Here is a 26,888-nt window from a genome sequence, read left to right as displayed (position 1 = left end):
CACGCTACTTAGAAAAAGCTGTAAATTTTGCTATCTTAATCACATTAGAGCAAAACGCATTATTTGCTGTTTATCTGAGTCAGCGCTAATACGTAAAACAACATTTAAATATTCGTCATTAAATTCCAATATTCGGTTTGTATTATTAATTTTTAATAATACAAAGTTGCTGTGTGTCTGGAGTTTTTGCTGTATCCGAGAGAAAAATGAGAAAGCTGGAACATTTCAATCTGTTAATAATGCTTATTGCATTGGCGGCTGTCGGCCAAATGACACAAACTATTTATGTCCCTGTGATTGCTGAAATTGCAGTCTACTTTAATGAGCCTTCTGGAGCGGTTCAGAAGGTGATGGCGGCATACTTATTTTCATATGGTTTTTCGCAATTATTATATGGCCCATTATCTGACCAAATTGGTCGTAGACCCGTTATTTTAGCAGGGCTAACCATTTTCTTATTTTCGACAATAGTGGCAATTTTTGCACCAACTTTAAATACGCTGACTATTGCTAGTGGTATGCAAGGTCTGGGTACTGGGGTTGCGGGTGTGATGGCGAGAACCATGCCCCGAGATTTATATAAAGGTACTGCATTACGTTATGCAAATAGTTTATTAAATATGGGAGTGTTAGTTAGCCCATTATTAGCGCCGATGTTCGGTGGGATATTGGCACACTTTTTTGGCTGGCATGCTTGTTATATTTTCCTGTTTATCCTAGGTGGGAGTGTGTTATTTAGCATGTATCGTTGGCTACCGGAAACTCGCCCAGTATCACCAGAAAAACGTAAGATGCTGGCGTCATACCGTGAATTGCTCTCTAATGGCGCTTTTTTATCTTACTTAGCCATGTTAATTGGCGCGCTGGCGGGGATTGCCGTTTTTGAAGCGAGTAGCGGTGTTTTAATGGGCGGCGTATTAGGTCTCAGTAGCATCACCGTCAGTATCTTATTTATATTACCAATTCCTGCGGCTTTTTTTGGGGCGTGGTATGCAGGGCGTGAAGGAAAAACGTTTTACAACTTGATGTGGCAATCCGTATTAATTTGTTTGCTGGCAGGTTTAATGATGTGGATGCCGAGTTGGTTTGGCATCATGAATACATGGACATTGTTAGTGCCTGCAGCGGTATTTTTCTTTGGCGCAGGGATGTTATTTCCCCTCGCGACCACTGGGGCAATGGAGCCATTCCCGTATTTAGCTGGCGCGGCAGGCGCGTTGGTAGGCGGCTTACAAAATGTCGGTTCTGGTGTGGCAACATGGATTTCTTCATTAATGCCACAGCACGGGCAATTTAGCCTTGGTTTGCTGATGTTTTTAATGTCGGCCTTAGTGCTTTTATGTTGGCTGCCGTTGGCTCGCCGTATGGGGCATTCAGAAAGAACGGTTTGATATTGAAAGGTTAGGCGGAACTCTCCGCCTAATGGGTTATCGAATAGGCATACTGATTAAGCGTGATTCGGGGGTGGGGCTGTAGGATGGTGAAACTACCATATGTGTTTCCTGTTCTGGAAACGCAGATATAAGCTCTGCTTGATTGGCGGGCAAGTTAAAAACAACAGGGCGATCATAGTTTAAAAACGTTTTATCTTCCGCTAGGTGAGCGCTTTTATCTTGTACAAGCCAAACTTCCCTTGCTTGAATACCATCTTGTAAATGCTGATCGATATGGATAACAATAGCAGTGCATTCTAATTCAGGTGTGCTATCAATGGTTCCTTTTACTGTTAATGTCATTCCTTCAAGTGAAAAATACCAATTCTCCAGCGGCATATTTTCTTGTTGCTCGCCATTCTGATCAACCATCCTCAGTGTGACCCAATAGCGGTATTTCTCATCTGGCAATGATAAGTTCGTAATATCAATCTTCTGGTGGATATTCATGTCGGATATTAATTGTTGTTCAGCACGGACAGCAATGGATTCAATTTCCTGTGATGTTTCTATTTGCTTATCGAGGTGATTTATCGGGATGAATGGTTGAGAGGTATAAACGCTATCTTGTTGGCCAAATGGGTCGGATAAAGAAAAATAGTGTTGATGAAGTTTGCCATCAGCTACCCAAGTCGCTTTTAGTGCGCTCAGGGGCGTGATTTCTTGCGTATTGATTTTCCCTGTTGAAATATCAACTACGTTTCCCTCTGTACTTGCCCAAAAGAGTGCATTGCCTTGCCAATAGTCATCAAGAAGGAGTGTATCTGGTAATTCATCAGTATGACTATTGGCAAATACTCTATTTGCTAATGATGAAGGGTTGGTATATCGGGCTATCTCTTGCCCCAGTTCTTTGCGTGGATTGAGTTGGTATAACGCGAATTTAACCAGCTCACCTTTATCGGCAATATTTAAGCTAATATCATTCTCGTGTACTTTTACTTGGAATTTTTCTGTGATTAAGCCACTCGGTGTTGCATAAGTCACCACAATCGCATGGCTATGATGGGGATAATAAGCACGACCTGTGTCGGTTTCTAAATTATAGTAATAGGCGGGTAGGTTGCCTATTGTGCGGTCAACCATCAGCGTATTATAAGGATGAGGAATACCTTCATTGGTTGCGAACTGCCCACGCAGCCAATATATAGGCACATCACGCTGGTGAGGCCATTCATCGATACTTTCTTGCGGATAATATTGGGCGAAATTACCTTGTGTTAAGGTTTCCCATTGTTTTTCCGATTCATTCCAACGTTGGTAAAAACCGTCTCCCGCAAAACCACCATCCTCAGCATCTTCCCCTTTAATTCGATTCGGTTGCCAGCGTGTTTTTTGGCTTAAAAATTGCTGAATACGCTGATTAAAATAATCGGAATGCGGCAAAAAGGCATCATATTGCTCGCTAGTAAAATAGGTATGGTTGGCGTACATCGTTGGGTAAAGATTAGCGACGGCACCATTTTCATACTGATGTTGATAAGTGACATAGTGCTGGCGGTGTTGGTTATAGGCGGGATTTGGGCCATGCGTTGCTGGGTTATAGGGGTATGCTGTATCTTTAATATTGGTATGGGGTAAGCCAAACCCATGACCAAAAATTTCATGCCACAGTGTCGTAGGCTCATGTATTCCACCGCCCGCATGCCGTACAGCCAAGCCGAGAGTATGGTAATCGAGCGAAGCGATAAATGGCTGAATTGCGGTATAGTGATAAATTGAATCAGTGCGATTGGCATTGTGAAATTGTGAACTGTTTAAATATGCCCAGTTTATTTGCGAGTCTAGGTGATGAGGGACTTTGTCTGGATCATCGTATTTTGGGTGAATTAAGCTTGCTGCATCATAATAGCTGTTTTGATAAGGGTGTAAGCTGGGATTTCGAGTCGTTGCGGGAAAGCTATACAGGGTGAATTCCTTAATTGGTAATATCGCCACCACTTCTGGCCCCCAACTCAGTGGTGAATAGGCATAAATGCCATGCCCCTGTTGATATAGACTGTGATTATCAATGTAAGCTGTTATATGGCTATCTAATGTGACATTGGGTGAGATAATACCATCTGAGCTAGTTTCTTGGGTCGTAATGAGCTGGTTGTTTGTGATTATCTGAATAGAAAAACCAGGTTGCACCCATTCCCCTCTTATTGGTGCAGTAAAGCTTTGAGTATGTTGATGGTAGGCTAAAGGATTCGAAGTATTAGGGAGTGGCGTTAGTTGAGTTGGTAGCTTATCAGGCCCCGTCAGAATGATTTTCTCTAATACTTCATTTTTTTTATTGCTGATAATGGCCACTAAATCAGGGGAACTCGCTGAATGGGGATGAGTGATATCCACTTTGAGCAGCGCCCAGCGGTTAGCCGTTAGGCTAAAATAGTGGTCATTTGGCGGCTGTAAGTGAGTTTGTGCCAGTTGAATACCATGGACCTGCATACCCTTCGGAGTAGGGTGATGTCGTCGTTTGGGTGCCTCGTAAATTGGGTCTAAAATGGTAAACGTTCGTTTTCCAGGTATGACGACTTGGGGAGCTTCACCCGTTTGTAGATGAATAGAAATCGGCTCAGATTGATGACTATCATGGCTAATCGCGACAATGTCAAACTGATCTGCATTTGATCTCAATAGGGCTTTATGGGGAGTGTAGATCCATTCTCCAGTTTGTGGATCGATGCTCACATTGCCAAATTTAGCCTGCTCAAGAATGTGATACCGATGATTATTATTATGTTGAGCCAATTTTCCTGTTACGGCGCCAAAAATCAGCTGATTGGGAAGCTGGTGGGGGTTTTCAGCCACTAAAATCGGCAGTATTTGCTCCCCTTTTTGCTGTTTCAACTGAAATTGAGAAAAAACAACCTGCTTTCCAGTCATCTTCAGCATGTTATTTTGATATCTCACCGTGATGGGGTTTTGTTGTAACGCAGCCATCTCTTGATTAACTCTTGATTCAATTGCTTGAGCTATAGCATCCCATGATAAATGGTGATCAAGGGCAATATCGTACTGAGAGATAAGCGGATTATCATCAACATCATGAATGATGATTGAAAAATATTGCGTATCTCCCAATAGCTCACCGGTTAATTTCAGTGAGTTGATTGAGTTAGGGGGAAGTGTGATTGTTTGTTGAAAACCGCGATGTTTCGTTGATGACAGTTGAATGTTATGGGGCTCAACAGGGGTTAATTCAGCGATTAATTTCTGTATCGATGGCGATGTTTCTTTTTGGCGGTCTTTAATAATTAATACGCTACCCCCTGTTAATTGCAGGTAGTGGCGAACCAGCTCAACCTGTTTGTCATTGGCGCTTTGCGATAAAACAACGGTGTCATAATGGCGATGCCATTGGCCGCTAGGGAGTAGTAAATCGGCAATTTGCTCTTGAGCGCGAGGTTCACCTTCACGCCATTCATGGGGAGAATTAAAACTCTCAACAAATAGGCCTTGTTGTGGGTGAAAATTAAAACCCGACAATGATTCTTCAGATAGGGTGCTCAGTATAAAGTGACGCTTAGTTTCTCCAACCATCCTTGGCTTATCAATTAGCCAGCTAAATAATTTATGTGATGCTTTTGCCTCCGGAGAGGACGCGGGATTTTTTTGTAATGAGGCCAACCATGGTGAATTCGTATTGAGTACCGCGACTCTGCCTTTATTCCGATACAGTCCTAACTGTAATACATCCTGTTGTTTTTTTGGGTTATCCATAACCTTTCCTATTGTTAAAACTTGTCACTTTATGAGTGTATAGCGCAACGATTTTAAACAAGGAAATAGAGCCTTTCTAATTTATTATTAGTCTGATTATTGTGATTCTATTTATTAGCGAATTGATTTTATGGAAATAAAAAAGGCGGTACCGAAGCACCACCTTTGTGACAACGAGATAAATTTTCAATCAATAATTACGCTTTATCTTCCCACTCTTGTGCTCGTGCGACCGCTTTTTTCCAGCCTTCGTATTTGAAATTACGCTCAGTGGTTTCAATACCTGGTTTAAAGACGCGTTCAATGGTCGCTTTGCTTTGCAGCTCATCGAGGTTATTCCAGAAACCCACAGCTAAACCAGCAAGGTAGGCTGCACCCAACGCGGTACTTTCACGTACTTCAGGGCGTTCAACTGGCGTGCCTAGAATGTCAGATTGGAACTGCATCAAGAAATTGTTTGCTACGGCGCCACCATCAACACGCAGTGCTTTTAAGCGTTCGCCAGAGTCAGCTTGCATCGCATCGAGCACATCGCGAGTTTGGTAAGCGATAGATTCCAACGTTGCGCGGATGATGTGGTTACGGTTAGCGCCACGTGTTAATCCGAAAATTGCACCGCGGGCGTACGGGTCCCAATATGGTGCCCCTAAACCAGTGAAAGCAGGCACAACATACACGCCGTTACTGTCTTTGACCTTGGTGGCGAAATATTCAGAGTCTGTGGATTCATCAATCAGTTTTAATTCATCACGCAACCACTGAATGGATGCCCCGCCAACGAACACAGCCCCTTCTAGGGCATAATTCACTTCCCCTTTTGGCCCGCAAGCGATAGTGGTCAACAGACCATGGTTAGAACGAACCGCGGTTTCCCCTGTATTTAACAGCAAGAAGCAGCCTGTTCCATAGGTATTTTTCGCCATGCCTGGTTTTACGCACAGCTGGCCATACAGTGCTGCTTGTTGGTCACCCGCCATACCTGAAATAGGAATACGTGTTCCACCTTTACCCCCAATGTTGGTTTGACCATACACTTCAGAAGATGGGCGAACTTCAGGTAACATTGCTCGTGGGATGTTTAACGCTTTGAGAATTTTATCATCCCACTCTAAGTTGCGAATATTAAACAACATAGTACGAGACGCGTTAGTGTAGTCGGTCACATGTACGCGGCCTTGGGTCATTTTCCAGACTAGCCATGTATCAACGGTACCAAACAGTAATTCACCTTTTTCAGCGCGTTCGCGAGCACCTTCGACGTGGTCTAAAATCCACTTAACTTTCGTTCCCGAAAAATAGGGGTCAACGACAAGGCCCGTATTTTGGCGAATATACTCTTCTAAATCTTTTTCATTTTGCTTGAGATGGGTACAGAAATCCGCGGTACGACGGCACTGCCACACAATGGCATTATAAATCGGTTTACCTGTCGCTTTTTCCCAAACAATGGTCGTTTCGCGTTGGTTAGTGATACCAATCCCTGCAACTTCGTCAGTACGAATATCCGCTTTGGCTAACACTTCAACCAGTGTCGAACTTTGTGATGCCCAGATTTCCATTGGGTCGTGTTCTACCCAGCCCGGTTTAGGATAAATTTGGGTGAATTCACGCTGTGAAATGCTCACAATATTCGCATCGTGGTCGAGTACGACAGCTCGAGAACTGGTTGTGCCTTGATCAAGTGCAACGATATATTTTTTTTCAATGGTGGTTTCAGTTGTCATAATTTAAGCCTGTTCCGAGGATTTTGGATTTTTGACGGATAATTTTTCTGCTTTGGTCTCTTCTTCACATACCATGCACGGTAAGTGGCGACCGATTAATTTGCGATAACCGAAGGCCCCTAGCAGACCACCGACAATCGGTGCTGTCAATGGGACAAGGAAATAAGGAATATCGCGGCCACCTGTAAAGGCGATGTCGCCCCATCCAGCGAGATAAGCGACAACTTTAGGGCCGAAATCACGCGCTGGGTTGAGGGCGAAGCCTGTTAATGGGCCGAATGAGCCGCCAATAACCGCGATTAAGATACCAATTAATAGTGGGGCGAGAGGGCCACGGGGTACACCATTGCCATCGTCAGTTAAGCCTAAGATTAAGCAAACGAGAATGGCAGCGATGACGACTTCAATAAAGAATGCGTGGAAGACACTAATTTGCGGAGCAGGGTAAGTCGAAAATACTCCTGCGGTGAATAAACTTTCTTGCGTGCCACGGATAATGTGGTGAACTTGTTCGTAATCGAAAAAAACAGGGGAGTACATGGCGTAAACCAGTGCAGCAGCACAAAAACCGCCCAGCATTTGCGCAATGATATACGGCACAACTTTGCGTTTATCAAAGCAAGCAAATAGCCACAAAGCAAGGGTTACAGCGGGGTTAAGGTGAGCGCCTGAGATACCTGCGGTGAGGTAAACGGCTAAAGCAACGCCAAACCCCCAGATAACACTAATTTCCCAGAGGCCAAGCTGTGCCCCTGCTATTCTTACGGCGGCAACACAACCTAAACCAAAAAATACCAGTAGTGCAGTCCCTAAAAACTCCGAGATGCACTGACCAGTGAGTGATGTTGAGGTCATTTGGCTCATATGTTCTATCCTACGAAAATGAAAATGAAAATTATTGTAATGTTTTTTTAAGTTAAGATTTTCTAATCGAAAACCCTTAGCTGTAAATTTATCGTTAAAGAACATAAACGAGAAATATCGAAATTGAAAAATGCGTGTTACATCACTAAAGCGAACAAAAACAAACAAAAATAGTGATGGAATCGACCTTTGTGATGTGATCCGACCAGTGTTTTTGCAACAACAATATGCGGAATCAGATGGATGGCGCTGGACACAGAGGATCATGCTACTTACAATCGTGTTAAAGCTGATAAGGGAGACCAGAAACATGTCATTTGAAGTATTTGAGAAACTCGAATCCAAAGTTCAACAAGCGATTGATACAATCACCCTGTTACAGATGGAAATCGACGAATTAAAAGATAAAAACGGCGCATTGAGCCAAGAATTAGAAACTGCAAAATCAGGGACCGATTCATTAGTGCGTGAAAATGAGCAACTGAAACAAGAGCAACAAGCTTGGCAGGAGAGGTTGCGGACTCTGCTAGGTAAGATGGAAGAAGTGTAATTTCTCGTCATGCTTCGCGTTGTAGGGGTGTTGGCTTCGTCTCTTCGCCCTAGTCACATACTTATGTATGCTCCTAGGGTCTTATTGACTTGCCGCCTACCAGTTTCCTCGTCATATTTCGGTTCGTAGGGGTGTTGGTTGCACTGTGCTACCCAAGTCACATACTTATGTATGCTCCTTGGGTTAGCGTCGTTTACCGCCTACCTACGAAGCGAACTATTTAGAGGAAATATTGGTTTTTCTCGAACGATAAACACCAAAAGAAAACCCAGTATGCAAATGAGGTCACTGTGAAGTGACCTTTTTTATATTTATAGCAACTTTCGAATTCAATCATCGTTGCATTTGCTGTAAAAATAAACGAGCGTTTGTTTTATAGGCAAAAAAATAAGGGCGATTGCCCTTATTTATCGAATTTTTTATTTGTGAAGACTATTCGTCGATAACGTCGTTAAATTCATCGTCATTACTGGTGCTGAGCGGTTCTTCAGATAAAATCATACCGGTATTATCCGCATATAGATAATCACCTGAGAAGAACGTAACGCCACCAAAGTTAACGCGAATATCACTTTCGCCGATACCTTCATCAGGGCAGCCCGCAGGCATCGCAGCGATGGCTTGAATGCCAAGGTCGAGTTCCATCAGGGCATCAACCTGACGCACGGCACCATAAACCACAATGCCTTCCCAGTGGTTATCAACAGCTAACCTTGCCACTTCGGCATCGATTAACGCTTTACGGACAGAACCGCCACCATCAACGAGCAGAATACGGCCAGCGCCTTCTTCTTCCAGCAAATCATACAGGAGGCCGTTATCTTCAAAGCACTTCACTGTAATGATTTGACCGCCAAATGAAGTACGTCCACCAAAGTTGGAGAAAAGAGGTTCTACCACGTTAACGCTTTCTTGGTATATATCGCAGAGTTCGGAAGTATCATATTTCATAGGATTTAGGTCTTTTTTTGCTGCAAGAGAATACCAGTATATCCCTTTTGATCTGCACTTGGCAAAATTCCCCGCCTAAAAATAGGCGGAAAAAGTCAAAAAATGGTCAAATAACGCAGGTTATTTACTCATTACCACGCCAATAGCGAATAAAACGTTCGTCACAAGAGCGGCTTTAACCATGTTTTCAAGAAGAGGGCGCATCCCTTCTGGGGTTGGGTCGGTTAGAACACGACGGAGGTGATTGAGCAGTACTGGCACGGCCAATAAGAATAACCAACCACTCCACCCTGATAGGTAGATAAGTTTAAATAACACTAAACACAAGATGGCAACGATAATAATAATTGCATGATAAATACGCGCACCTTGTGGCCCTAAACGCACCGCTAAGGTGTTTTTCCCTGCTTTGATATCGTTTTCAATATCACGCATATTGTTGATATTTAATACGGCGACAGAAAGCAGTCCACATGCTGTTGCAGGCAGTACGGTGATGATGTTGAATGTATTAGCTTGCAGATAATAGGTACCAATCACACTTAGCCAACCAAAGAAAATTAAGACAGAGATATCGCCTAACCCCAGATAGCCATAGGGTTTTTTGCCCACGGTATAGGTAATCGCAGCAACAATCGCCACGAGGCCTAGCGCAAGAAAGCCAAAGGCATCTTCGGGCTTTTCGCAGGCGACAATAATCAACAATAAGCCAGATAAGCAGGCAGCGGTGATATTGAGTTTCAGCGCTTTTTTCATATCTGCTTGGGTAATTACCCCTTTTTGCATTCCGCGTAGTGGCCCAATACGTTCAGCGGTATCTGACCCTTTCACTGCATCGCCGTAATCATTCGCGAGGTTAGATAAAATTTGCAGTAAGCCTGCTGTAATCAGTGCAAGCAGGGCGACAGGCCATTTAAAGTTACCTGTTAGATAGGTGAGTGCAGAGCCAGTGACAATGGCGATAACCCCAAGTGGGAGGGTTTTAGGGCGAAGACTTTCAATCCAAGCTTGTTTACGACTTATTGTTGTGGATGTCGGCTGCATGCAGTTACCTATAATTCAAACTCTTTGAGATGCGATCTTAACAATGTAATAACCCACCGCATGGAGAAATACCTGAGTATATTCAATGCAATGGGCTGAATATTTCATAGAAAAAAGTGCAGCGATAAAAGCTGCACTTTAGTCGATGTATATTAAGGATACATGAAAACCTGATAATTAATAAGATTATAAAATAAATCTGCTCAAGTCTTCGTCCGCAACCAGCTCATCTAAGTGCTGTTTCACGTATTGCGCATCAATTTGGATGGTTTGGCCATTACGGTCGCTCGCATCAAAAGAGATGTCTTCCATTAAACGCTCCAGCACAGTGTGCAGGCGGCGTGCACCGATATTTTCGGTAGACTCATTGACCTGCCATGCCGATTCCGCAATTTTACGGATACCGTCAGTTGTGAACTCAATATTCACGCCTTCAGTCGCCATCAGCGCTTTATATTGTTCCGTTAAAGAGGCATTTGGCTCCGTTAAGATACGTACAAAATCTTCAGTGGTCAGCGCTTGTAACTCAACACGAATTGGCAAACGGCCTTGCAATTCAGGAATTAAATCCGATGGGCTAGAAACTTGGAACGCACCAGAGGCAATAAACAGGATATGGTCAGTTTTTACCATGCCATGTTTAGTGGAAATGGTACAACCCTCGATAAGTGGCAGTAAGTCACGTTGTACCCCTTCACGAGAAACATCCGGACCTGAACTTTGCCCACCGCGTTTACAGATTTTGTCGAACTCATCGATAAACACGATACCGTTTTGCTCAACGGCTTCAATGGCTTGCTCTTTTAACTCTTCAGGGTTAACGAGCTTAGCGGCTTCTTCTTCCACCAGCAGTTTGAATGCCTCTTTGATTTTCATCTTACGAGGTTTCTGTTTTTGCCCTGCGAGGTTTTGGAACATCGATTGCAGCTGGTTGGTCATCTCTTCCATACCTGGAGGTGCCATAATTTCAACACCCATTGGTGACGCAGCAACTTCAATCTCAATTTCTTTATCGTCTAACTGGCCTTCACGTAATTTTTTACGGAAAGTTTGGCGGGCTGGTGAATGCTCATCGTTTGGCTCAGCTTGGCCCCAGTTGTTTTTCGCTGGTGGAATTAATACATCCAGAATACGTTCTTCTGCCATTTCTTCCGCACGATAGCGGTTTTTTTCAATGGATTGCAGACGTACCATTTTCACTGCGGAGTCGGTTAAATCACGGATAATGGAGTCGACTTCTTTACCCACATAACCGACTTCAGTAAATTTGGTCGCTTCAACTTTGATAAATGGCGCATTGGCTAATTTTGCAAGGCGGCGGGCAATTTCAGTTTTACCGACCCCAGTTGGGCCAATCATCAGAATATTTTTCGGTGTGACTTCATGGCGTAACACTTCGTTTAACTGCATACGGCGCCAGCGGTTACGCAGGGCAATCGCAACAGAACGTTTAGCTTTGTTTTGGCCAATAATATGATTGTCGAGTTCGCTGACAATTTCGCGTGGAGTCATTTCGGACATGCTAACAATCCTTATGATTTTGAAGAAATTTCTTCAAAGTTGACATTATGGTTGGTGTAAATACAGATATCACCCGCAATGGCGAGCGCTTTTTCCGCGATTTCTTTCGCGCTTAAATCTGTATTTTCTAACAGTGCACGTGCAGCAGATTGTGCATAGGGACCACCTGAGCCAATAGCGATTAAATCGTTTTCTGGCTGAACGACGTCACCATTACCGGTAATGATGAGGGAGGTGTGTTCATCCGCTACGGCAAGCAGCGCTTCTAGTTTGCGTAACATACGGTCTGTACGCCAATCTTTAGCGAGTTCTACGGCCGCTTTGGTTAAATGGCCTTGGTGCAGTTCGAGTTTGCGTTCGAACAGTTCAAAAAGCGTGAATGCGTCTGCGGTGCCACCGGCAAATCCGGCAATGACTTTGTCATTATAGAGACGGCGAACTTTGCGGACATTGCCTTTCATGACGGTATTACCCATCGTCGCCTGTCCATCACCACCAATTACGACCTGGCCATTACGGCGAACACTTACGATTGTTGTCATGAGTTAGCCCCTGGTTTTATTACAAAAAAATGCAGTTGAGTTTTATTTTCGAGAGACAAAACCCAAGTGATAGTTGTTGATTAGCTATCACTTGGACTAGGTTGAAGATAAAAACAACCGCTCATGAGTGCGTTAAAACAGTAGATGGGGTGGGGGATGGGGTTTTTCAACCCCCTGATGCACGAAGAATACAACCCGAAACGCCAACACCTGCTGCGCGGTCGCGCATTTTCTCTGCGGTTGACTTGGAATAAGGGCCAAGAACGATTCGATGCCAGCCACCACCTTCGGTCACTCTGCTTTCAATTCCTGCAAACGCTAATGTTGCGCGAACAGACTCTGCCTGATCGGCAGTACGGAATGAGCCACATTGCACCAACATGTTTTGCATGTTATTTGCGGGTTTTGGCTCGGCAGGTGTCGCTGGCTGTACCGGGGCAATTGGCGCGGCAGGGCGAGTTTCTGGTTTCGGTTCAGTATTTACAACGGGTTTGCGTTGAACAGGCTCAATAGGTTGAGCAGGTTCATTAATGATCACTTGCGAACGTGGAATAGGCTTGCCATTGGACGGAACCTCTTGCAGATTCGTCACGGGTTGACGCCTATCAGAATCCATTTGCTCTAATAGCTGGCGTTGTTCAGGGGTTAAATCTGAAGGACGCAGAATATTATTATCTGAGCTAGGTTGCTGGGTACTTGGCAAATCAACACCACGGCGTTCTAATTCTTTAATATAGCGCCAGCGCTCTTCAGGTTTGGGGGGAAGTGTACTACCCGGTGGTGCAGATGGCGTGGCAACTTGCGGCTGCGGCGCATCCTTTTTATTGTGGGTAATATAAAACAGGCCGCCAACAAATAGCGCGACGATCGCTACGGCAACAACCAACGTGGTCATTGGTAGCCCTTGCGCTTTTTTTGATTTCCCTTTGCCTTTTTTACGGGCGGCTGACCGCCCTCGAGCTACATAATCTTTTTGTGCCACGCTATTAATTCACTAGTTATCAATTGTTAGCCATCATTTGGATTAACATGTTACTTAACCTGAACAATTTTGACTAGCTTTTAGGCGCTTTTGTGCTCTCTCTGATGATTAAATCAGAATCTAGGAGACGCGAACCCGGTGTTACGTTGTTGCCATGGATCTGTTCGAGCAATAATTGCATTGCATGATGACCAATTTCTGCGCGAGGTTGGTTCACTGTGGTTAATGCAGGCAATGTATATTTTGCTTGTTCTAGATTATCAAAGCCGACAAACGATAAATCATCCGGTAGAGTTAAGCCCATTTTTTTGGCTTGCCACATTGCGCCAATCGCCATGATATCACTTTGGCAAAAAATCGCAGTGGGTGGCTCAGGGAGTGATAGCAGAGACTTCACCGCTTCTGCGCCGCCCTCATGGGTAAAATCACCACGAATAATATATTCTTCCCGCAGTTTTTCCCCTGTTCTTAGCATCGCTTTTTTGTAGCCTTCTAAACGGTATTGGCTCAGTGGCATATGTGATGGCCCAGCAATACAGGCTATCAGCTTGTGGCCTTGTTTTTGCAGGTAATGAGTCGCATTAAATGCCGCGGTTAAGTTGTCGATATGCACCGTAGGCAGTTTTAATTCAGGGGCAAATTCATTCGCCATCACAATCGGTGGTAGGTTTTTTTGTTCTTCCGTTGAAATATCGAATGGGATATTAGAACCGAGCAACACCATGCCATCGATTTGTTTGGTAATAATCAGGTTAATAAAGGCATTCTCTTGTTTCTCTTGGTGCTTACAATCACCAATCAACACAAAGTAACCTTCTTGCGCGGCAATTTCTTCAATGCCACAGACCACATCACTAAAAAATGGGTCACGAATATTTGGAACGAGCACAAGAATCGTTTTTGATTCATTACGTTTATAGCTTCTTGCTAGGTTGTGAGGATAGTAGCCAACATCCATAACCGCTTGTTCGACTTTTTGGCGGGTCTGTAGGGAGACCTTTTCAGGGTTCATTAATGTTCTGGAGACCGTCGCTGTCGAAACGCCCGCGGCACTAGCAACATCTTTCATTGTTGCCGTGTTATTGTGTTTTTTACTTTCCACAACGCCTTCCTTAGATTGATTTAATCGTTTGCTTTTTTTGAATGGCGCAAGTACGTCATTATTTATGATTAGAAGTTATTCTAATTAGATTCTCAATAATATCTGTTACCTAGTTTGCATAAAAAGTGTGACACGCATCATTTTTTAGAGCTGCTTCGCAAATTTCAAAAATAATTTAGACGATTAAAAGATAAGTGAAATTCAAGCTGTATAAAATTCACTCAAAATGTGACGTGTTATGCAAAAAAACAGATAGTTCACAATATCAACAAACTGGCAGCGAAAAGGCGAAAGATTACTTATCGGATAATAAGGGTAAAATAAAAATTACCCTTTAAATACGGTAATACTTTAGCCATCCGTTGGGTCGACATCCACATTCCATTTTACTTTGCGGCTTTCTGGCTGTTTGAGAATTTCAGGTAATAATTGCGCCATAAAGTGTTGTAAATAAGGACGTGATGGGTGCTGTAACAGGAGTTGCCAGCGGAAACGACCGCCCCGTTTTGCTTGAATTGACGGAGATGGCCCTAAAATCCACAGTTTTGCATCACTTTGTGGATGCTCAGTGATGTACTGACGGACATTTTGTAAGAATTGCCGCGAGTCTTGGTTGTTGTGATCTTCAGAGCGGATCAAAATATGGTTGGTGTAAGGCGGGAGCATTGCTACATGGCGCTCTTCCATTGCTTCTTGAGTAAACGCATCATAACCACTTTCCAATAACGTCAGCAGTAAAGGGTGCTCGGGGTGGTGCGTTTGTAAAAAGACTTCCCCTTGCTTGCCTGCTCGCCCTGCGCGCCCTGAAACCTGTACATACAGCTGAGCAAAGCGCTCCGCGGCGCGAAAATCACTGGAAAACAACGCACCATCAACATCCAGTAATGCCACTAAGGTGACATCGGGGAAATGGTGCCCTTTTGCTAACATTTGTGTGCCAATTAAAATACGCGCGCCGCCTTCATGTACTTGGTTTAAGTGCTGCTCAAGCTCCCCTTTGCGGCTGGTTGTGTCACGGTCAATACGTGTGACAGGGGTATCTGGGAACAGCTCGGATATGCCTTCTTCAAGCTGTTCCGTTCCCATCCCAACAGGGACTAAATGTGTTGAACCACATTGTGGGCATTGCCGAGGCACTGGGCGCTGGCTATCACAGTGGTGGCAGCGTAGCTGGTGGAAGTTTTGGTGTAACGTATAGTAGTGGTCGCAGCGTTGGCACTCGGCAATCCAGCCGCATTCATGGCAAATCAAAGCGGGGGAATAACCACGGCGATTTAAAAACAAAATCACCTGATTATTTTGTGCTAGATGCTCTTTGATGTGCTGGATAAGTATGTGTGAAAGGCCAAATTTCAGGGGTTGGCCTTTTAAATCAATTAAATGCTGTGTAGCGGGGCGTGCATTCCCCGCTCGAATGGTCAGGTTAAGTTGGCGGTATTTTTGCTGCTTCACATTGAGCAAGGTTTCGAGTGAAGGGGTTGCGGTACCCATCACTATGGGGATGTTATTTTTTTTCGCGCGAAAAACGGCTAAGTCCCGTGCGTGGTAACGCCAGCCATCTTGCTGTTTATACGAACTGTCGTGCTCTTCATCGATAATAATAATGCCAAGGTTGGCAAATGGCGTAAAAAGGGCGGAGCGCGTACCGATAATAATTGCAGTTTGACCGAGTTTTGCACGCAACCAGACCGCTAAACGCTCGCTGTCATTAAGTGCAGAATGCAACACATCCACAGGGGCGTTAAACCGTTCGCGGAAGCGGTTAATGGTTTGTGGCGTTAAACCAATTTCAGGTACCAAAACAAGCGCTTGTTTTCCTTGTGCCAGCACATTTTCGAGCACGCTCAAATAGACTTCCGTTTTCCCTGAGCCAGTGATCCCCGCCAGTAGCCAAGGTGAAAACTCATCGTCTTGAGCACGTATTGCCCCGACAGCCGTGGCTTGTTCGCTATTCAGACGTAACCGTTCACCACACACTTCAAAAGTTGGCTGCCATTTTTCGGCACTTGGTTGTACAGGGTGCAACTCGATATAATCTTTCTTTTTAAGGGATTGCAGGGCGCTTTCACTGATTTCAAGCTCACTGACTTGATGGCGATAAACTGCGCGGCGCTTGAGCAACGCTAACGCTTGTTGCTGTTTGGGCGATCGCTTAAATTCATTGAGATCGGCTGCGATCCCCGCTTCAGTCGCTTGCCATTGCCAGATTGGTGTAAACTCAGCCGCTTTTCCTTGGCGCAGTAAAGTCGGTAAGGCATGGAAGAGCACTTCGCCTATCGGGTAATGGTAATATTGAGAAGACCATAATAAGAGTTGCCACACATCATCAGGAAACAGCGTTTGCGTGTCGAGCACCAGCTCGATGGTTTTAAGCTGGTCTTCTGCAAATTCGCTTTTATCACTATGTTTGACCACGATCCCAAGGGCTTGGCGTTTACCAAACGGCACCATTACGCGGCTTCCCACAACAGGAAGCGGCATGTTATCTGGCAGTCGATAATCAAAAGTGCGGTTCAAAGGAACAGGTAAAGCCACCTGAACGACGATCATAACTGGATTTCCGTCTGTTTTTTGTTCGATGTTAAGCGCGATAGCCAACTAGAATATCACAAAATTTACGCGTTTTTCATTGCGTGGCAAATAGAATTTCTGTATGATCCGCCGCCTTTGGTACTTAATTTTACCAATACATTAAATTCAATCAACACGACGTGTGGTGTCCGGCGTTAGGGCTGGAATGGCGACACGGCCTTATTAGAGGTTCTCCCATGAAAAAAGGTATTCACCCTAAATACGAAGAAGTTACTGCAACTTGTTCTTGCGGTAATGTAATGAAAATTAATTCAACTGCTGGTCACTCGCTGAATCTGGACGTTTGTGGTAACTGCCACCCGTTCTATACTGGTAAACAGCGTGATGTTGCGACTGGTGGTCGTGTTGATCGCTTCAACCAACGTTTCAGCATCCCAGGTTCTAAGAAATAATCGAACTTGTGAAATGCGAAAAAAAGGGAAACTGAGTTTCCCTTTTTTAATGTCTAAAATAGGTGTTTCTTGTTTTTAACTGAAGAAATTAGAAACGGTAAAGTACGCCAAACATGACGTCATTACTACGGACTTTTACTTTAGACTTGAGCGTATCGCCATCATCGTTATAACTGACATCAGATTTGCCTGCATCTAAGAAGCGATAGCTTAAGTCCAATGAAAGGTTATCATTAATCGCATATTGCGAACCTAAACCTAAACTCCAAGCAAAATTGCTGTTGGTTTTTGATTTCGAGGATGCATTGTATTCACTGCCGCCACCTGAATTAACTTCAGAGGAACTAAATTGAGCTTTATGTTTAACACTTGCTAAACCTAAACCCACAGACACATACGGTGTGAAATTAGTTTGGTTTTTAAAATCGTAATATGTGTTAATCATAAAGGTATTTAATGTAATATCATTTTTGCCGTCTTCACGAGAAGTAAACGTACTGCCATTACCATTGTTACCATGTACTGTGCTCAAATTATGCTTAGATGAGGCTTTACCACGCAGTGTAATATCTAATTCGGTACGTAGAGGTAAAGAGGTTGCATCATACAGGTCATAACCAAGAGCAATACCACCACCAAATACGCCTTTTGTTTTACTGCCCCCGCCATCGGTGCCATCTTCACCAGACCATTTTTGGTCAGACAGTTTGATGATGGAGGTTCCCATCTTACCGGAAACGTAAAAACCGCTGCCCGATGCCATCGCCATACTTGAAATTAAACTCAGAAGAGACACGACAATTATTTTTTTCATTGTGAAATACCATCCTGTTAGTTCATTAATAACTGGTATTTATTATATGTCAAAATAATTTCATAGATTAAGGTAAATTATCGATATTTATTTAAACGGTAGAAATTCCCAAGTTGCATGAATAAATGTCATGAATTTAGAATTAAAATATAAGAAAAATTGATAATTTTGATTTTTGTTTGGCAAGTTTGTGTATCATAAAATGAAAAAGCGCAACTGAGAGGTATACGCTTTTGCGTCTTTGGTCATTTATCGCTTACGGCACGGTGCTGGTGCGTATTGCGTATCTGCTGGGAACGGATTGGCTTCGCAATCAGGTAGTTCTTCACGTACTTCAAAAAGTGCAAAGCCAATAACACCAATATTTCGTTCATCGCCTTGGGCATTTTGGTTCACATAGGATTCTTCAGGGGCGGCAAAGCGGAATGCAGCGACTTGGTTTTGGCTTTTACGGAAGCCTTCAATAGTCACTTCACTTCTTGGGCGAATTAAATATCCACTATTTTGATATGAACCCGCGCGGCCATTTAATACATCAATCCCATCGACACTTGTCACGACTTCATAAATGCGATTTCTATCGGTATTTTTGATGGTTAATTGGTAACGTTGGCCTTCTTGTGCTGGCAAAATATATTGCCCTTGATTGTTACGGTACATTGGCATCTTACGGCCACGTTCATCCGTCACCTGGATTTCGACAGGGGATAGCGCGATATAATTCATGGTTTGAATATTATTCGGAACTTGTTCGCCACGGTAATAAATAGCGGCAGTATCAAAAGGGGTGTTGGTTAAGCGTGTGGCATTGACGGTGGTGACCGCAGAATTGACATCTTCCCCCCATTTTGTCCCAAGCTTTTTCGCTGAAGCTTGGGGAGCTGTAATATCTTTATAGTCTTGGGACTCTACATATGGGCGATTTCCACACCCCGCAGTGACCATCAATATACCGCCTAGTAGTCCAATCAAAGCCAGATTGTGTTTATTCATTGCGCTATCCTTCGTGATTCTAATTATTAGCTGTAGCTATGGATTAATACTCGGAAGTGTAGAGCGTGCTCGTGAATAAAGCCTGAGGGGGATTCTGAATTAAACAGAATTCAGAGGAATCTATCGCGTTTTTTGTCTAGATAGAGGTACTACGCCACGGGGATTGTGGCGTAGTAAGGATTTTGGAATACGTAAATCTCGTCGTAAGAACTAATATTCCCACGTTTCTGGGTCGATACCCAATTCGCGCATAATTTCTTTTGCGGCTTCAGGGATCTCGTCATTGCGCTCTTTACGCAGATCTTCATCATTTGGCAGTGGTTGGCCGGTGAACGCATGTAAAAATGCTTCACACAGTAATTCACTGTTAGTGGCATGACGTAAGTTATTAATCTGACGGCGAGTACGTTCATCAGTTAAAATTTTGAGTACCTTTAACGGAATAGATACTGTAATTTTTTTTACTTGCTCACTCTTTTTGCCATGTTCAGCATACGGACTGACATATTCACCATTCCATTCAGCCATGAGATACCTTGGATATTTTCAATAATAATAAAAAATAATATGCATATTCTTTTTAATAGAAACTTATTCTAAGCTCTAAATTGAAAAAAACGGCATATATGTTAGGCGCGACTTAGCGTAGTTTATCACAAAATGTCATGTAAAATGAACGAGCTAAGTCCACTTATGCGATTGACTATCAATTTACACATAATTATTAGGGCTGATTATTCCATTACTTGATATAAACGTAAAGAGGTTTAGACGTCTAGATATGTTGACGTCTAAACATCTGGTGGGTATGATTTGGTCTATCACTGTTCAGGAGAAGCGTTTATGACTTACAAGCCGTCAACCATCGCAATTCATAATGGATTAAATGAAGACCAACAATTTGGTTGCGTAGTGCCTCCCATTTATTTATCCAGCACCTATAATTTTACGGACTTTAATGAGCCTCGCGCCCATGATTATTCACGTCGTGGTAATCCAGGTCGTGATATTGTGCAAAAAACATTAGCGCAACTGGAAGGCGGCAGCGGGGCGGTGATGACAAACAGTGGTATGTCGGCGCTTCACCTAATGTGTACCGTGTTTTTACGCCCAGGGGATTTATTAGTCGCCCCTCATGATTGTTATGGTGGTAGTTATCGTTTATTTAATAGTCAACATGAGCGAGGAGCATACCAAGTTCAGTTTGTTGATCAAAGTGATGAAACAGCGTTAAAAGCGGCATTGGCCAAAAAACCAAAATTAGTCCTTATTGAAACGCCAAGTAACCCGTTATTAAGAATTTTTGATATCCAGCAAATTGCTCAATTAGCCCATGAAGCGGGTGCATTAGTTGTGGTGGATAACACGTTTTTGAGCCCCATACTTCAACTACCTATTTCATTCGGTGCCGATTTTGTCGTGCATTCGTGCACAAAATACCTTAATGGCCACTCAGATATTGTGGCAGGCGTGGTGATTGCAAAAGAAGAGAAATGGGCAATAGAATTAGCCTGGTGGGCCAATAATATTGGTGTAACAGGCGGGGCGTTTGATAGCTATTTATTATTAAGGGGCATTCGAACCTTGTCCCCGCGTATTTTACAGCAGCAACAAAATGCGCATGAAATCGTAAAATATCTTAAAGCTCAGCCTTTGGTCAAAAAATTGTATTATCCTGCATTGGAAGATCATCCAGGCCACGAGATTGCACTCAAACAACAAAAAGGGTTTGGGGCGATGTTAAGTTTTGAATTTGCAGGTGATGAGACACATTTACGCCATTTCTTGTGTGCACTTAAGCTGTTTACATTAGCGGAATCATTGGGTGGGGTCGAAACATTGATTTCACATACAGCAACAATGACCCATGCGGGAATGTCAGCACAGGCGCGTTTCGAGGCTGGCATTACAGACAGTTTATTGCGTATTTCAGTCGGGATTGAAGATGCGCAGGATTTAATTGCAGATTTAGACCAAGCATTTAAGGTTGCGGCACAACGTTAGCGGAGTTTTTGATGAGTGTACTAACAGCGGTTGAGGTGGCTCCTTGTCACCGTCAGTTACATAAGTTTGGGGGAAGTAGTCTCGCGGATGCAAAGTGTTACCAGCGAGTCGCGGCTATTATGGCAAACTATAGCCAACCCGGTGATTTAATGGTGGTTTCCGCAGCTGGCAGTACAACTAATCAATTGATTAATTGGTTAAAGCTGAGCCAAAGTGATCGCATATCAGCCCATCAGGCACAGCAGTCTTTACGTCGTTATCAACTGGATTTAATTGATAGCCTTCTGCCTGAAAAAAAAGCGGAAGCATTGAGCCAGCTATTTATTGAAGATTTAGAACGTTTAAGCGCATTACTTGACCAACCTATTAATGATGCAACGTATGCCGAAGTTGTTGGCCATGGTGAAATTTGGTCGGCGCGTTTGATGTCAGAAGTATTAGCTCAAACCGAGATGCCAAGTGCATGGTTGGATGCGCGTTTATTTTTACGTGCAGAGCGTGCTGCACAGCCACAAGTTGATGAAATACAGTCACGTTATTTGTTACAGCAACAGTTAACGCAATTGCCTAATCGCCGTATTGTTGTGACTGGGTTTATCTCACGTAATCAACAAGGCGAAACTGTTCTATTGGGGCGTAATGGGAGTGACTACTCCGCGACCCAAGTGGGTGCACTGGCAGATGTGGCGAAAGTAACCATTTGGAGTGACGTTGCTGGGGTATACAGTGCAGACCCCCGCAAAGTGAAAGATGCGTGTTTGCTGCCTTTATTACGTCTTGATGAAGCAAGTGAACTCGCGCGACTTGCAGCACCTGTTCTGCATACGCGCACGTTACAGCCTGTATCGGTGAGTAATATCGACTTGCAACTCAGATGCAGTTACCAGCCAGAACAAGGTTCCACAAAAATTGAGCGTGTTTTGGCGTCTGGCGCAGGGGCAAAAATTGTCACCAGTCATGATGATGTTTGCTTAATTGAGCTACGTATTGCAACCGGTCGTGATTTCAAACAAATCTGCAAAGATGTAGATTTATTGCTCAAACGTGTTCAGTTACGCCCACTTGCACGGGGAATTCATGATGACCGTGCGCTAATTCAGCTTTGTTATACCTCTGAAATTGTTGAAAGTGCGCTAAATGTTCTTGAAGAAGCGGCTTTACCGGGGTCGTTATCCTTACGGGAAGGTTTTTCTTTAGTCGCTTTAGTTGGTGCGGGTGTGTGTAAAAAGCCGCTACATAGCCACCGTTTCTATGAAGAGCTTAAAGGCCAACCGGTCGAATTTATTTGGCACTCAGAAGATGCTATCAGTCTAGTTGCTGTGCTGCGAACTAATCAAACTGAACACCTGATACAAGGCATGCACCAAAGCTTGTTCCGCGCCGAAAAGCGTATTGGCTTAGTGTTGTTTGGTAAAGGGAATATTGGGGCTCGCTGGTTAGAACTTTTTGCCGCAGAACAACACAATATCTCCGCTCGCAGTGACTTTGATTTTGTGTTGGCAGGAGTGGTGGATAGCCGCCGTAGTTTATTGAATTATCAAGGTATCGACCCAAGTCGTGCATTAGCGTTCTTCGATGATGAAGCCGTCGAACATGAAGATGATAACTTGTTCCTGTGGATGCGTTCCCATCCTTATGATGACTTAGTGGTTCTCGATGTCACTGCTAGTGAAGCATTGGCGGAGAGCTATGTGGATTTCGCCAGTTACGGTTTCCATGTGATCAGCGCCAACAAAATCGCTGGGGCGGCACAAACAGAGCAATATCGCCAAATTCGCGATGCCTTTTCAAAAACAGGCCGTCACTGGTTGTATAACGCAACGGTGGGGGCAGGGTTACCCATCAACTACACCGTGCGTGATTTAAAAGAAAGCGGTGATGGAATATTAGCAATTAGCGGTATTTTTTCGGGCACATTGTCTTGGTTATTTTTGCAGTTTGATGGCTCTGTACCCTTTAGCGAACTTGTCGAGCAGGCATGGCAGCAGGGCTTAACGGAGCCCGACCCGCGCATTGACCTTTCAGGGCAAGATGTAATGCGTAAGCTGATTATTCTAGCGCGTGAGGCCGGTTATGATATCGAGCCAGATGAAGTGCGTGTTGAATCATTAGTGCCGAAACAAGCGCAGACAGGCTCTTTAGATGAGTTTTTCGAAAATAGTGCAATCATCAATGAGCAAATGCAGCAACGCTTAGAAGCGGCGCAAGAGCTCGGGTTAGTGCTGCGTTATGTTGCGCGGTTTGATGCGGTGAAAGGGAAAGCGAAAGTGGGCGTGGAGGCGGTAAAACCCGACCACCCATTGGCCTCATTATTACCGGGGGATAACGTCTTTGCTATCGAAAGTCGCTGGTACCGTGATAACCCATTAGTGATCCGTGGCCCAGGGGCTGGACGCGATGTCACCGCTGGGGCAATTCAGTCGGATTTAAACCGACTTTCCCAATTGTTGTAGTTATTTTTGCGTGTATTGGTGCTCTTATTTTAATAAAGGGCGCCAATACATCATGAAATTTTTTAATTCTCGCCCTTTTTTCCCTCTTTTTATTCTGATGATTTAATTCTTCAACATTATTCATGTCTTAAAAGTGCTGAATCGACGATATATTGCGCTGAAACAATACTTAAATAAGAAAAATTAATAAAAATAAGGCTGTAATTAAATTTCAGAAAAATCCCCCAAAGCCATTTTTTTCTGATATGAATATACACTCAAGGGTAAATTTAGCGGGCTGCATCACAAAACGACAACTCTAACGCAGCCGACTGAAATTTTGTTACAGGAAATAGGTCGCAGTCTGTTAACCGTGCTTAGTGCGGGGATGCATTCTGCCAGAAGCACAAGGTCAGGAGTCTCATGAATCAGCAATATTCCGCAATGCGCAGTAATGTCAGTATGCTGGGTAAGCTACTCGGCGATACCATCAAGGAAGCACTAGGCGAGGACATACTTGATAAAGTTGAATCCATTCGTAAGCTTTCCAAATCTTCCCGTGCAGGTAATGAAGTTCAGCGCCAAAAGTTGCTGATGACATTGCAAAACCTCTCGAATGATGAATTGCTTCCCGTTGCAAGGGCATTTAACCAATTTTTAAACCTGACTAACGTGGCTGAGCAATATCACAGTATTTCTCCACATGGTGAAGCCGCTAGCAACCCTGTGGCATTGAAAAAATTATTTAGTCGCTTAAAAGACAAAAGTTTTACCGATAACGATATTCAAAAAGCGGTGGAGCAGCTATCCATTGAGCTAGTGTTAACCGCGCACCCGACTGAAATTGCGCGTCGTACACTGATCCACAAATTGGTTGAGGTGAATAATTGCTTATCGCAACTCGACCACGACGATATTGCTGACTATGAACGCAATAACATCATGCGCCGTTTGCGTCAATTAGTGGCTCAATCATGGCATACAGATGAAATCCGTAAAATTCGTCCAACGCCAATTGATGAAGCAAAATGGGGCTTTGCTGTTGTTGAAAATTCGCTGTGGGAAGGTGTACCGGCGTTTTTGCGTGAGTTTAATGAGCAACTGGAAGAGTCTATCGGGGCTGTTCTCCCTGTCGAAGCCAACCCAATCCGCTTTACATCATGGATGGGCGGCGACCGCGACGGTAACCCAAATGTGACAGCAGAGGTTACTCGTCACGTGTTGCTATTAAGCCGTTGGAAAGCCGCCGATTTATTCCTGAAAGATATTCAGGTGCTGGTGTCTGAGCTGTCCATGACGGAAGCCACGCCTGAACTGCGTGCTTTAGCGGGTGGGGATGATGTCGACGAGCCATATCGCCAAATCGCGAAAAACCTGCGTAGCCAATTATTCTCTACTTTAGAGTATTTAGAGCGCCGGGTGAAAGGCGAACAAGTTCTGCCACCAGCAGACCTGTTAACGGATAATGCCCAGTTATGGGACCCACTATACGCTTGTTATCAATCATTAATTGCCTGCAATATGAAAATTATTGCCAATGGCCAGTTGCTGGATACCTTACGCCGCATTCGTAGCTTTGGTTTGCAACTGGTACGCATTGATGTGCGCCAAGAGAGTACGCGTCATACGGATGCAATTGCAGAACTCACTCAATATTTAGGGTTGGGTGACTATGCACAGTGGTCTGAAGAGGAAAAACAACAATTCCTGTTAACGGAATTGCAGTCCCGTCGTCCATTGATCCCACAAGATTGGCAGCCAAGCGCAGAAACTCAGGAAGTGTTTGAAACGTGCCGCGTGATCGCGAAAGCGAAAAATGACTCTATCGCAGCGTACGTCATTTCAATGGCAAAAGTGCCTTCGGATGTTTTAGCGGTAAAATTATTGCTAAAAGAAGCGGGCGCGTCTATTCGCCTGCCTGTCGCACCGTTATTTGAAACCCTTGAGGACTTAAATAACGCCGAAAGCGTTATGACAAAACTGTTAAGCATTGAATGGTATCGTGAGCTTATCGACGACCGCCAAATGGTAATGATTGGCTACTCAGACTCCGCGAAAGATGCGGGTGTGATGGCGGCATCCTGGGCGCAATACCGTGCGCAAGATGCGTTAATCAAACTGTGTGAAAAAGAAGGCGTGACGCTAACGTTATTCCACGGCCGTGGCGGCACCATTGGTCGCGGCGGTGCGCCGGCACATTCTGCGTTACTGTCCCAACCACCGGGAAGCTTAAAAGGTGGTTTACGTGTGACTGAGCAAGGGGAAATGATCCGCTTTAAGTTCGGTCTACCACAAGTCACGATAAGCAGCCTTGCGCTGTATGCAAGTGCGATTTTAGAAGCGAATTTATTACCACCACCAGAGCCAAAAAATGAGTGGAAATCTGTTATGGATTCGCTGTCTGATGTGTCTTGCGCGATGTACCGTGATTATGTGCGTGAGCAACCGGATTTTGTCCCGTATTTCCGTGCGGCAACACCAGAGCAAGAGCTTGCTAAATTACCATTAGGCTCACGCCCTGCTAAACGTCGCCCAACGGGTGGTGTAGAAACCTTGCGTGCCATTCCATGGATTTTTGCATGGACACAAAACCGCTTAATGCTGCCAGCATGGTTAGGCGCTGGAGCTGCACTGAAACATGTTATTGAGCAAGAAGGTAAACAATCGGTGCTTGATGAAATGTGGCAGCAATGGCCGTTCTTTAATACACGCATTGCGATGTTAGAGATGGTGTATGCCAAAGCTGACTTATGGCTGGCGGAGTATTATGACCACCGTTTAGTGGAAGAACGCTTATGGCCATTGGGTCAAAAACTGCGTGATCAGTTATCCGATGATATTAAAAGTGTGCTGGCGGTATCGAAAGATGAAGCGTTAATGGCGGATTTACCGTGGATTGCCGAATCTATCGCTCTGCGTAACGTATATACCGACCCACTTAACGTGTTGCAGGCTGAATTACTGCACCGTTCTCGCCAACAAGAGCACCCAGACCCACGTGTTGAACAAGCACTGATGGTGACCATTGCGGGTGTGGCGGCAGGGATGCGTAATACGGGTTAGTCTCTTATTGAATTATAAGCAGTGACATGGTTTTATCAGGCCTAAGTAAACCACCCGCAAGCGGGTGGATCAGACTGCGGACAAACCGATTAGGTTTGGCTGCAGGTTAGATAGGTTTTGAAAATAGATGAGGAAAATCAATTCCTTGTTTTTCAGCTGATAACACAAAGCAGGAAA

General features: G+C 44.2%; 19 protein-coding genes. 6 read left to right on the top strand and 13 right to left on the bottom strand.

Features of this window, described 5'->3' with window-relative positions:
* Positions 1-206 precede the first annotated feature (206 nt).
* Positions 207-1,391 (top strand): multidrug efflux MFS transporter EmrD, encoded by a 1,185-nt coding sequence (gene emrD, locus J6836_RS16715; protein ID WP_219245041.1) that lies wholly within the window; start codon positions 207-209, stop codon positions 1,389-1,391.
* 36 nt (positions 1,392-1,427) lie between these two features.
* On the opposite strand, the gene J6836_RS16710 is transcribed toward emrD, so the two are convergent.
* The 3 genes from J6836_RS16710 to J6836_RS16700 all read right to left on the bottom strand — a co-directional run bounded on the left by J6836_RS16710 (position 1,428) and on the right by J6836_RS16700 (position 7,729).
* Positions 1,428-5,141 carry a hypothetical protein gene (locus J6836_RS16710; RefSeq protein WP_219245040.1) on the bottom strand — a complete coding sequence of 1,238 codons (3,714 nt, stop codon included), beginning with the start codon at positions 5,139-5,141 and terminating at the stop codon, positions 1,428-1,430.
* Between the two features lie 197 nt (positions 5,142-5,338).
* Positions 5,339-6,865, bottom strand: coding sequence for a glycerol kinase GlpK (gene glpK, locus J6836_RS16705; protein ID WP_219245039.1), 1,527 nt, complete (start codon positions 6,863-6,865; stop codon positions 5,339-5,341).
* Positions 6,866-6,868: 3 nt separating this feature from the next.
* Complete coding sequence (locus tag J6836_RS16700) at positions 6,869-7,729, bottom strand: MIP/aquaporin family protein (protein ID WP_206085966.1); 861 nt, start codon at positions 7,727-7,729, stop codon at positions 6,869-6,871.
* Between the two features lie 310 nt (positions 7,730-8,039).
* On the opposite strand from J6836_RS16700, the gene zapB reads away from it, so the two are divergent.
* Positions 8,040-8,279: a cell division protein ZapB gene (gene zapB / locus J6836_RS16695; protein WP_004265299.1), complete on the top strand. Its 240-nt coding sequence runs from the start codon at positions 8,040-8,042 to the stop codon at positions 8,277-8,279.
* Between the two features lie 432 nt (positions 8,280-8,711).
* On the opposite strand, the gene rraA is transcribed toward zapB, so the two are convergent.
* From rraA to priA, 7 genes are all read right to left on the bottom strand, one after another.
* The gene (gene rraA / locus J6836_RS16690; protein ID WP_219245038.1) at positions 8,712-9,230 is read right to left on the bottom strand and encodes a ribonuclease E activity regulator RraA; all 519 of its coding nucleotides are present in this window, start codon (positions 9,228-9,230) and stop codon (positions 8,712-8,714) included.
* 120 nt (positions 9,231-9,350) lie between these two features.
* Positions 9,351-10,274, bottom strand: coding sequence for a 1,4-dihydroxy-2-naphthoate polyprenyltransferase (locus tag J6836_RS16685; protein ID WP_219245037.1), 924 nt, complete (start codon positions 10,272-10,274; stop codon positions 9,351-9,353).
* 186 nt (positions 10,275-10,460) lie between these two features.
* The gene (gene hslU, locus J6836_RS16680; protein ID WP_219245036.1) at positions 10,461-11,795 is read right to left on the bottom strand and encodes an HslU--HslV peptidase ATPase subunit; all 1,335 of its coding nucleotides are present in this window, start codon (positions 11,793-11,795) and stop codon (positions 10,461-10,463) included.
* A gap of 11 nt (positions 11,796-11,806) precedes the next feature.
* A complete protein-coding gene (gene hslV, locus J6836_RS16675; RefSeq protein ID WP_004265304.1) occupies positions 11,807-12,337 on the bottom strand; it encodes an ATP-dependent protease subunit HslV in 531 nt (176 codons plus the stop codon).
* Between the two features lie 166 nt (positions 12,338-12,503).
* Entirely contained in the window at positions 12,504-13,319 is an 816-nt protein-coding gene (ftsN, locus tag J6836_RS16670; protein ID WP_219245035.1) for a cell division protein FtsN, read from the bottom strand.
* Between the two features lie 73 nt (positions 13,320-13,392).
* Positions 13,393-14,421, bottom strand: a complete 1,029-nt coding sequence (cytR, locus tag J6836_RS16665) for a DNA-binding transcriptional regulator CytR (RefSeq protein ID WP_219245034.1) — start codon at positions 14,419-14,421, stop codon at positions 13,393-13,395.
* Positions 14,422-14,772: 351 nt separating this feature from the next.
* The gene (priA, locus tag J6836_RS16660; protein WP_219245033.1) at positions 14,773-16,971 is read right to left on the bottom strand and encodes a primosomal protein N'; all 2,199 of its coding nucleotides are present in this window, start codon (positions 16,969-16,971) and stop codon (positions 14,773-14,775) included.
* A 218-nt stretch (positions 16,972-17,189) separates the two neighbouring features.
* Here priA and rpmE point away from each other — a divergent pair, with 218 nt between their 5' ends.
* Positions 17,190-17,405 carry a 50S ribosomal protein L31 gene (gene rpmE / locus J6836_RS16655; RefSeq protein ID WP_004265313.1) on the top strand — a complete coding sequence of 72 codons (216 nt, stop codon included), beginning with the start codon at positions 17,190-17,192 and terminating at the stop codon, positions 17,403-17,405.
* A gap of 88 nt (positions 17,406-17,493) precedes the next feature.
* Here the strand turns inward: rpmE and J6836_RS16650 are convergent, their stop codons facing one another.
* From J6836_RS16650 to metJ, 3 genes are all read right to left on the bottom strand, one after another.
* Complete coding sequence (locus tag J6836_RS16650) at positions 17,494-18,219, bottom strand: outer membrane protein (RefSeq protein ID WP_219245032.1); 726 nt, start codon at positions 18,217-18,219, stop codon at positions 17,494-17,496.
* Between the two features lie 249 nt (positions 18,220-18,468).
* Positions 18,469-19,212, bottom strand: coding sequence for a hypothetical protein (locus J6836_RS16645; RefSeq protein WP_219245031.1), 744 nt, complete (start codon positions 19,210-19,212; stop codon positions 18,469-18,471).
* A 210-nt stretch (positions 19,213-19,422) separates the two neighbouring features.
* Positions 19,423-19,740, bottom strand: coding sequence for a met regulon transcriptional regulator MetJ (metJ, locus tag J6836_RS16640; RefSeq protein WP_004265315.1), 318 nt, complete (start codon positions 19,738-19,740; stop codon positions 19,423-19,425).
* 315 nt (positions 19,741-20,055) lie between these two features.
* On the opposite strand from metJ, the gene metB reads away from it, so the two are divergent.
* From metB to ppc, 3 genes are all read left to right on the top strand, one after another.
* Positions 20,056-21,216 (top strand): cystathionine gamma-synthase, encoded by a 1,161-nt coding sequence (gene metB / locus J6836_RS16635; protein WP_219245030.1) that lies wholly within the window; start codon positions 20,056-20,058, stop codon positions 21,214-21,216.
* Between the two features lie 11 nt (positions 21,217-21,227).
* Entirely contained in the window at positions 21,228-23,669 is a 2,442-nt protein-coding gene (locus J6836_RS16630) for a bifunctional aspartate kinase/homoserine dehydrogenase II (protein ID WP_219245029.1), read from the top strand.
* 402 nt (positions 23,670-24,071) lie between these two features.
* On the top strand, positions 24,072-26,711 hold the full coding sequence (ppc, locus tag J6836_RS16625) for a phosphoenolpyruvate carboxylase (RefSeq protein WP_219245028.1): 2,640 nt from the start codon (positions 24,072-24,074) through the stop codon (positions 26,709-26,711).
* The last annotated feature ends 177 nt before the right edge of the window (positions 26,712-26,888 follow it).

The organism is Providencia sp. R33, from assembly GCF_019343475.1.
GTDB lineage: Bacteria > Pseudomonadota > Gammaproteobacteria > Enterobacterales > Enterobacteriaceae > Providencia.
Note: the sequence above shows the minus strand (reverse complement) of the source record. Positions and strands in the feature narration are given on the sequence as shown.

Coding starts and splice junctions, on each gene's coding strand:
- J6836_RS16650 (WP_219245032.1), bottom strand. CDS start 18,219: ATGAAAAAAATAATTGTCGTGTCTCTTCTGAGTTTAATTTCAAGTATG.
- J6836_RS16630 (WP_219245029.1), top strand. CDS start 21,228: ATGAGTGTACTAACAGCGGTTGAGGTGGCTCCTTGTCACCGTCAGTTA.
- ppc (WP_219245028.1), top strand. CDS start 24,072: ATGAATCAGCAATATTCCGCAATGCGCAGTAATGTCAGTATGCTGGGT.
- metJ (WP_004265315.1), bottom strand. CDS start 19,740: ATGGCTGAATGGAATGGTGAATATGTCAGTCCGTATGCTGAACATGGC.
- J6836_RS16685 (WP_219245037.1), bottom strand. CDS start 10,274: ATGCAGCCGACATCCACAACAATAAGTCGTAAACAAGCTTGGATTGAA.
- rpmE (WP_004265313.1), top strand. CDS start 17,190: ATGAAAAAAGGTATTCACCCTAAATACGAAGAAGTTACTGCAACTTGT.
- emrD (WP_219245041.1), top strand. CDS start 207: ATGAGAAAGCTGGAACATTTCAATCTGTTAATAATGCTTATTGCATTG.
- glpK (WP_219245039.1), bottom strand. CDS start 6,865: ATGACAACTGAAACCACCATTGAAAAAAAATATATCGTTGCACTTGAT.
- J6836_RS16700 (WP_206085966.1), bottom strand. CDS start 7,729: ATGAGCCAAATGACCTCAACATCACTCACTGGTCAGTGCATCTCGGAG.
- rraA (WP_219245038.1), bottom strand. CDS start 9,230: ATGAAATATGATACTTCCGAACTCTGCGATATATACCAAGAAAGCGTT.
- J6836_RS16645 (WP_219245031.1), bottom strand. CDS start 19,212: ATGAATAAACACAATCTGGCTTTGATTGGACTACTAGGCGGTATATTG.
- priA (WP_219245033.1), bottom strand. CDS start 16,971: ATGATCGTCGTTCAGGTGGCTTTACCTGTTCCTTTGAACCGCACTTTT.
- metB (WP_219245030.1), top strand. CDS start 20,056: ATGACTTACAAGCCGTCAACCATCGCAATTCATAATGGATTAAATGAA.
- hslV (WP_004265304.1), bottom strand. CDS start 12,337: ATGACAACAATCGTAAGTGTTCGCCGTAATGGCCAGGTCGTAATTGGT.
- zapB (WP_004265299.1), top strand. CDS start 8,040: ATGTCATTTGAAGTATTTGAGAAACTCGAATCCAAAGTTCAACAAGCG.
- hslU (WP_219245036.1), bottom strand. CDS start 11,795: ATGTCCGAAATGACTCCACGCGAAATTGTCAGCGAACTCGACAATCAT.
- J6836_RS16710 (WP_219245040.1), bottom strand. CDS start 5,141: ATGGATAACCCAAAAAAACAACAGGATGTATTACAGTTAGGACTGTAT.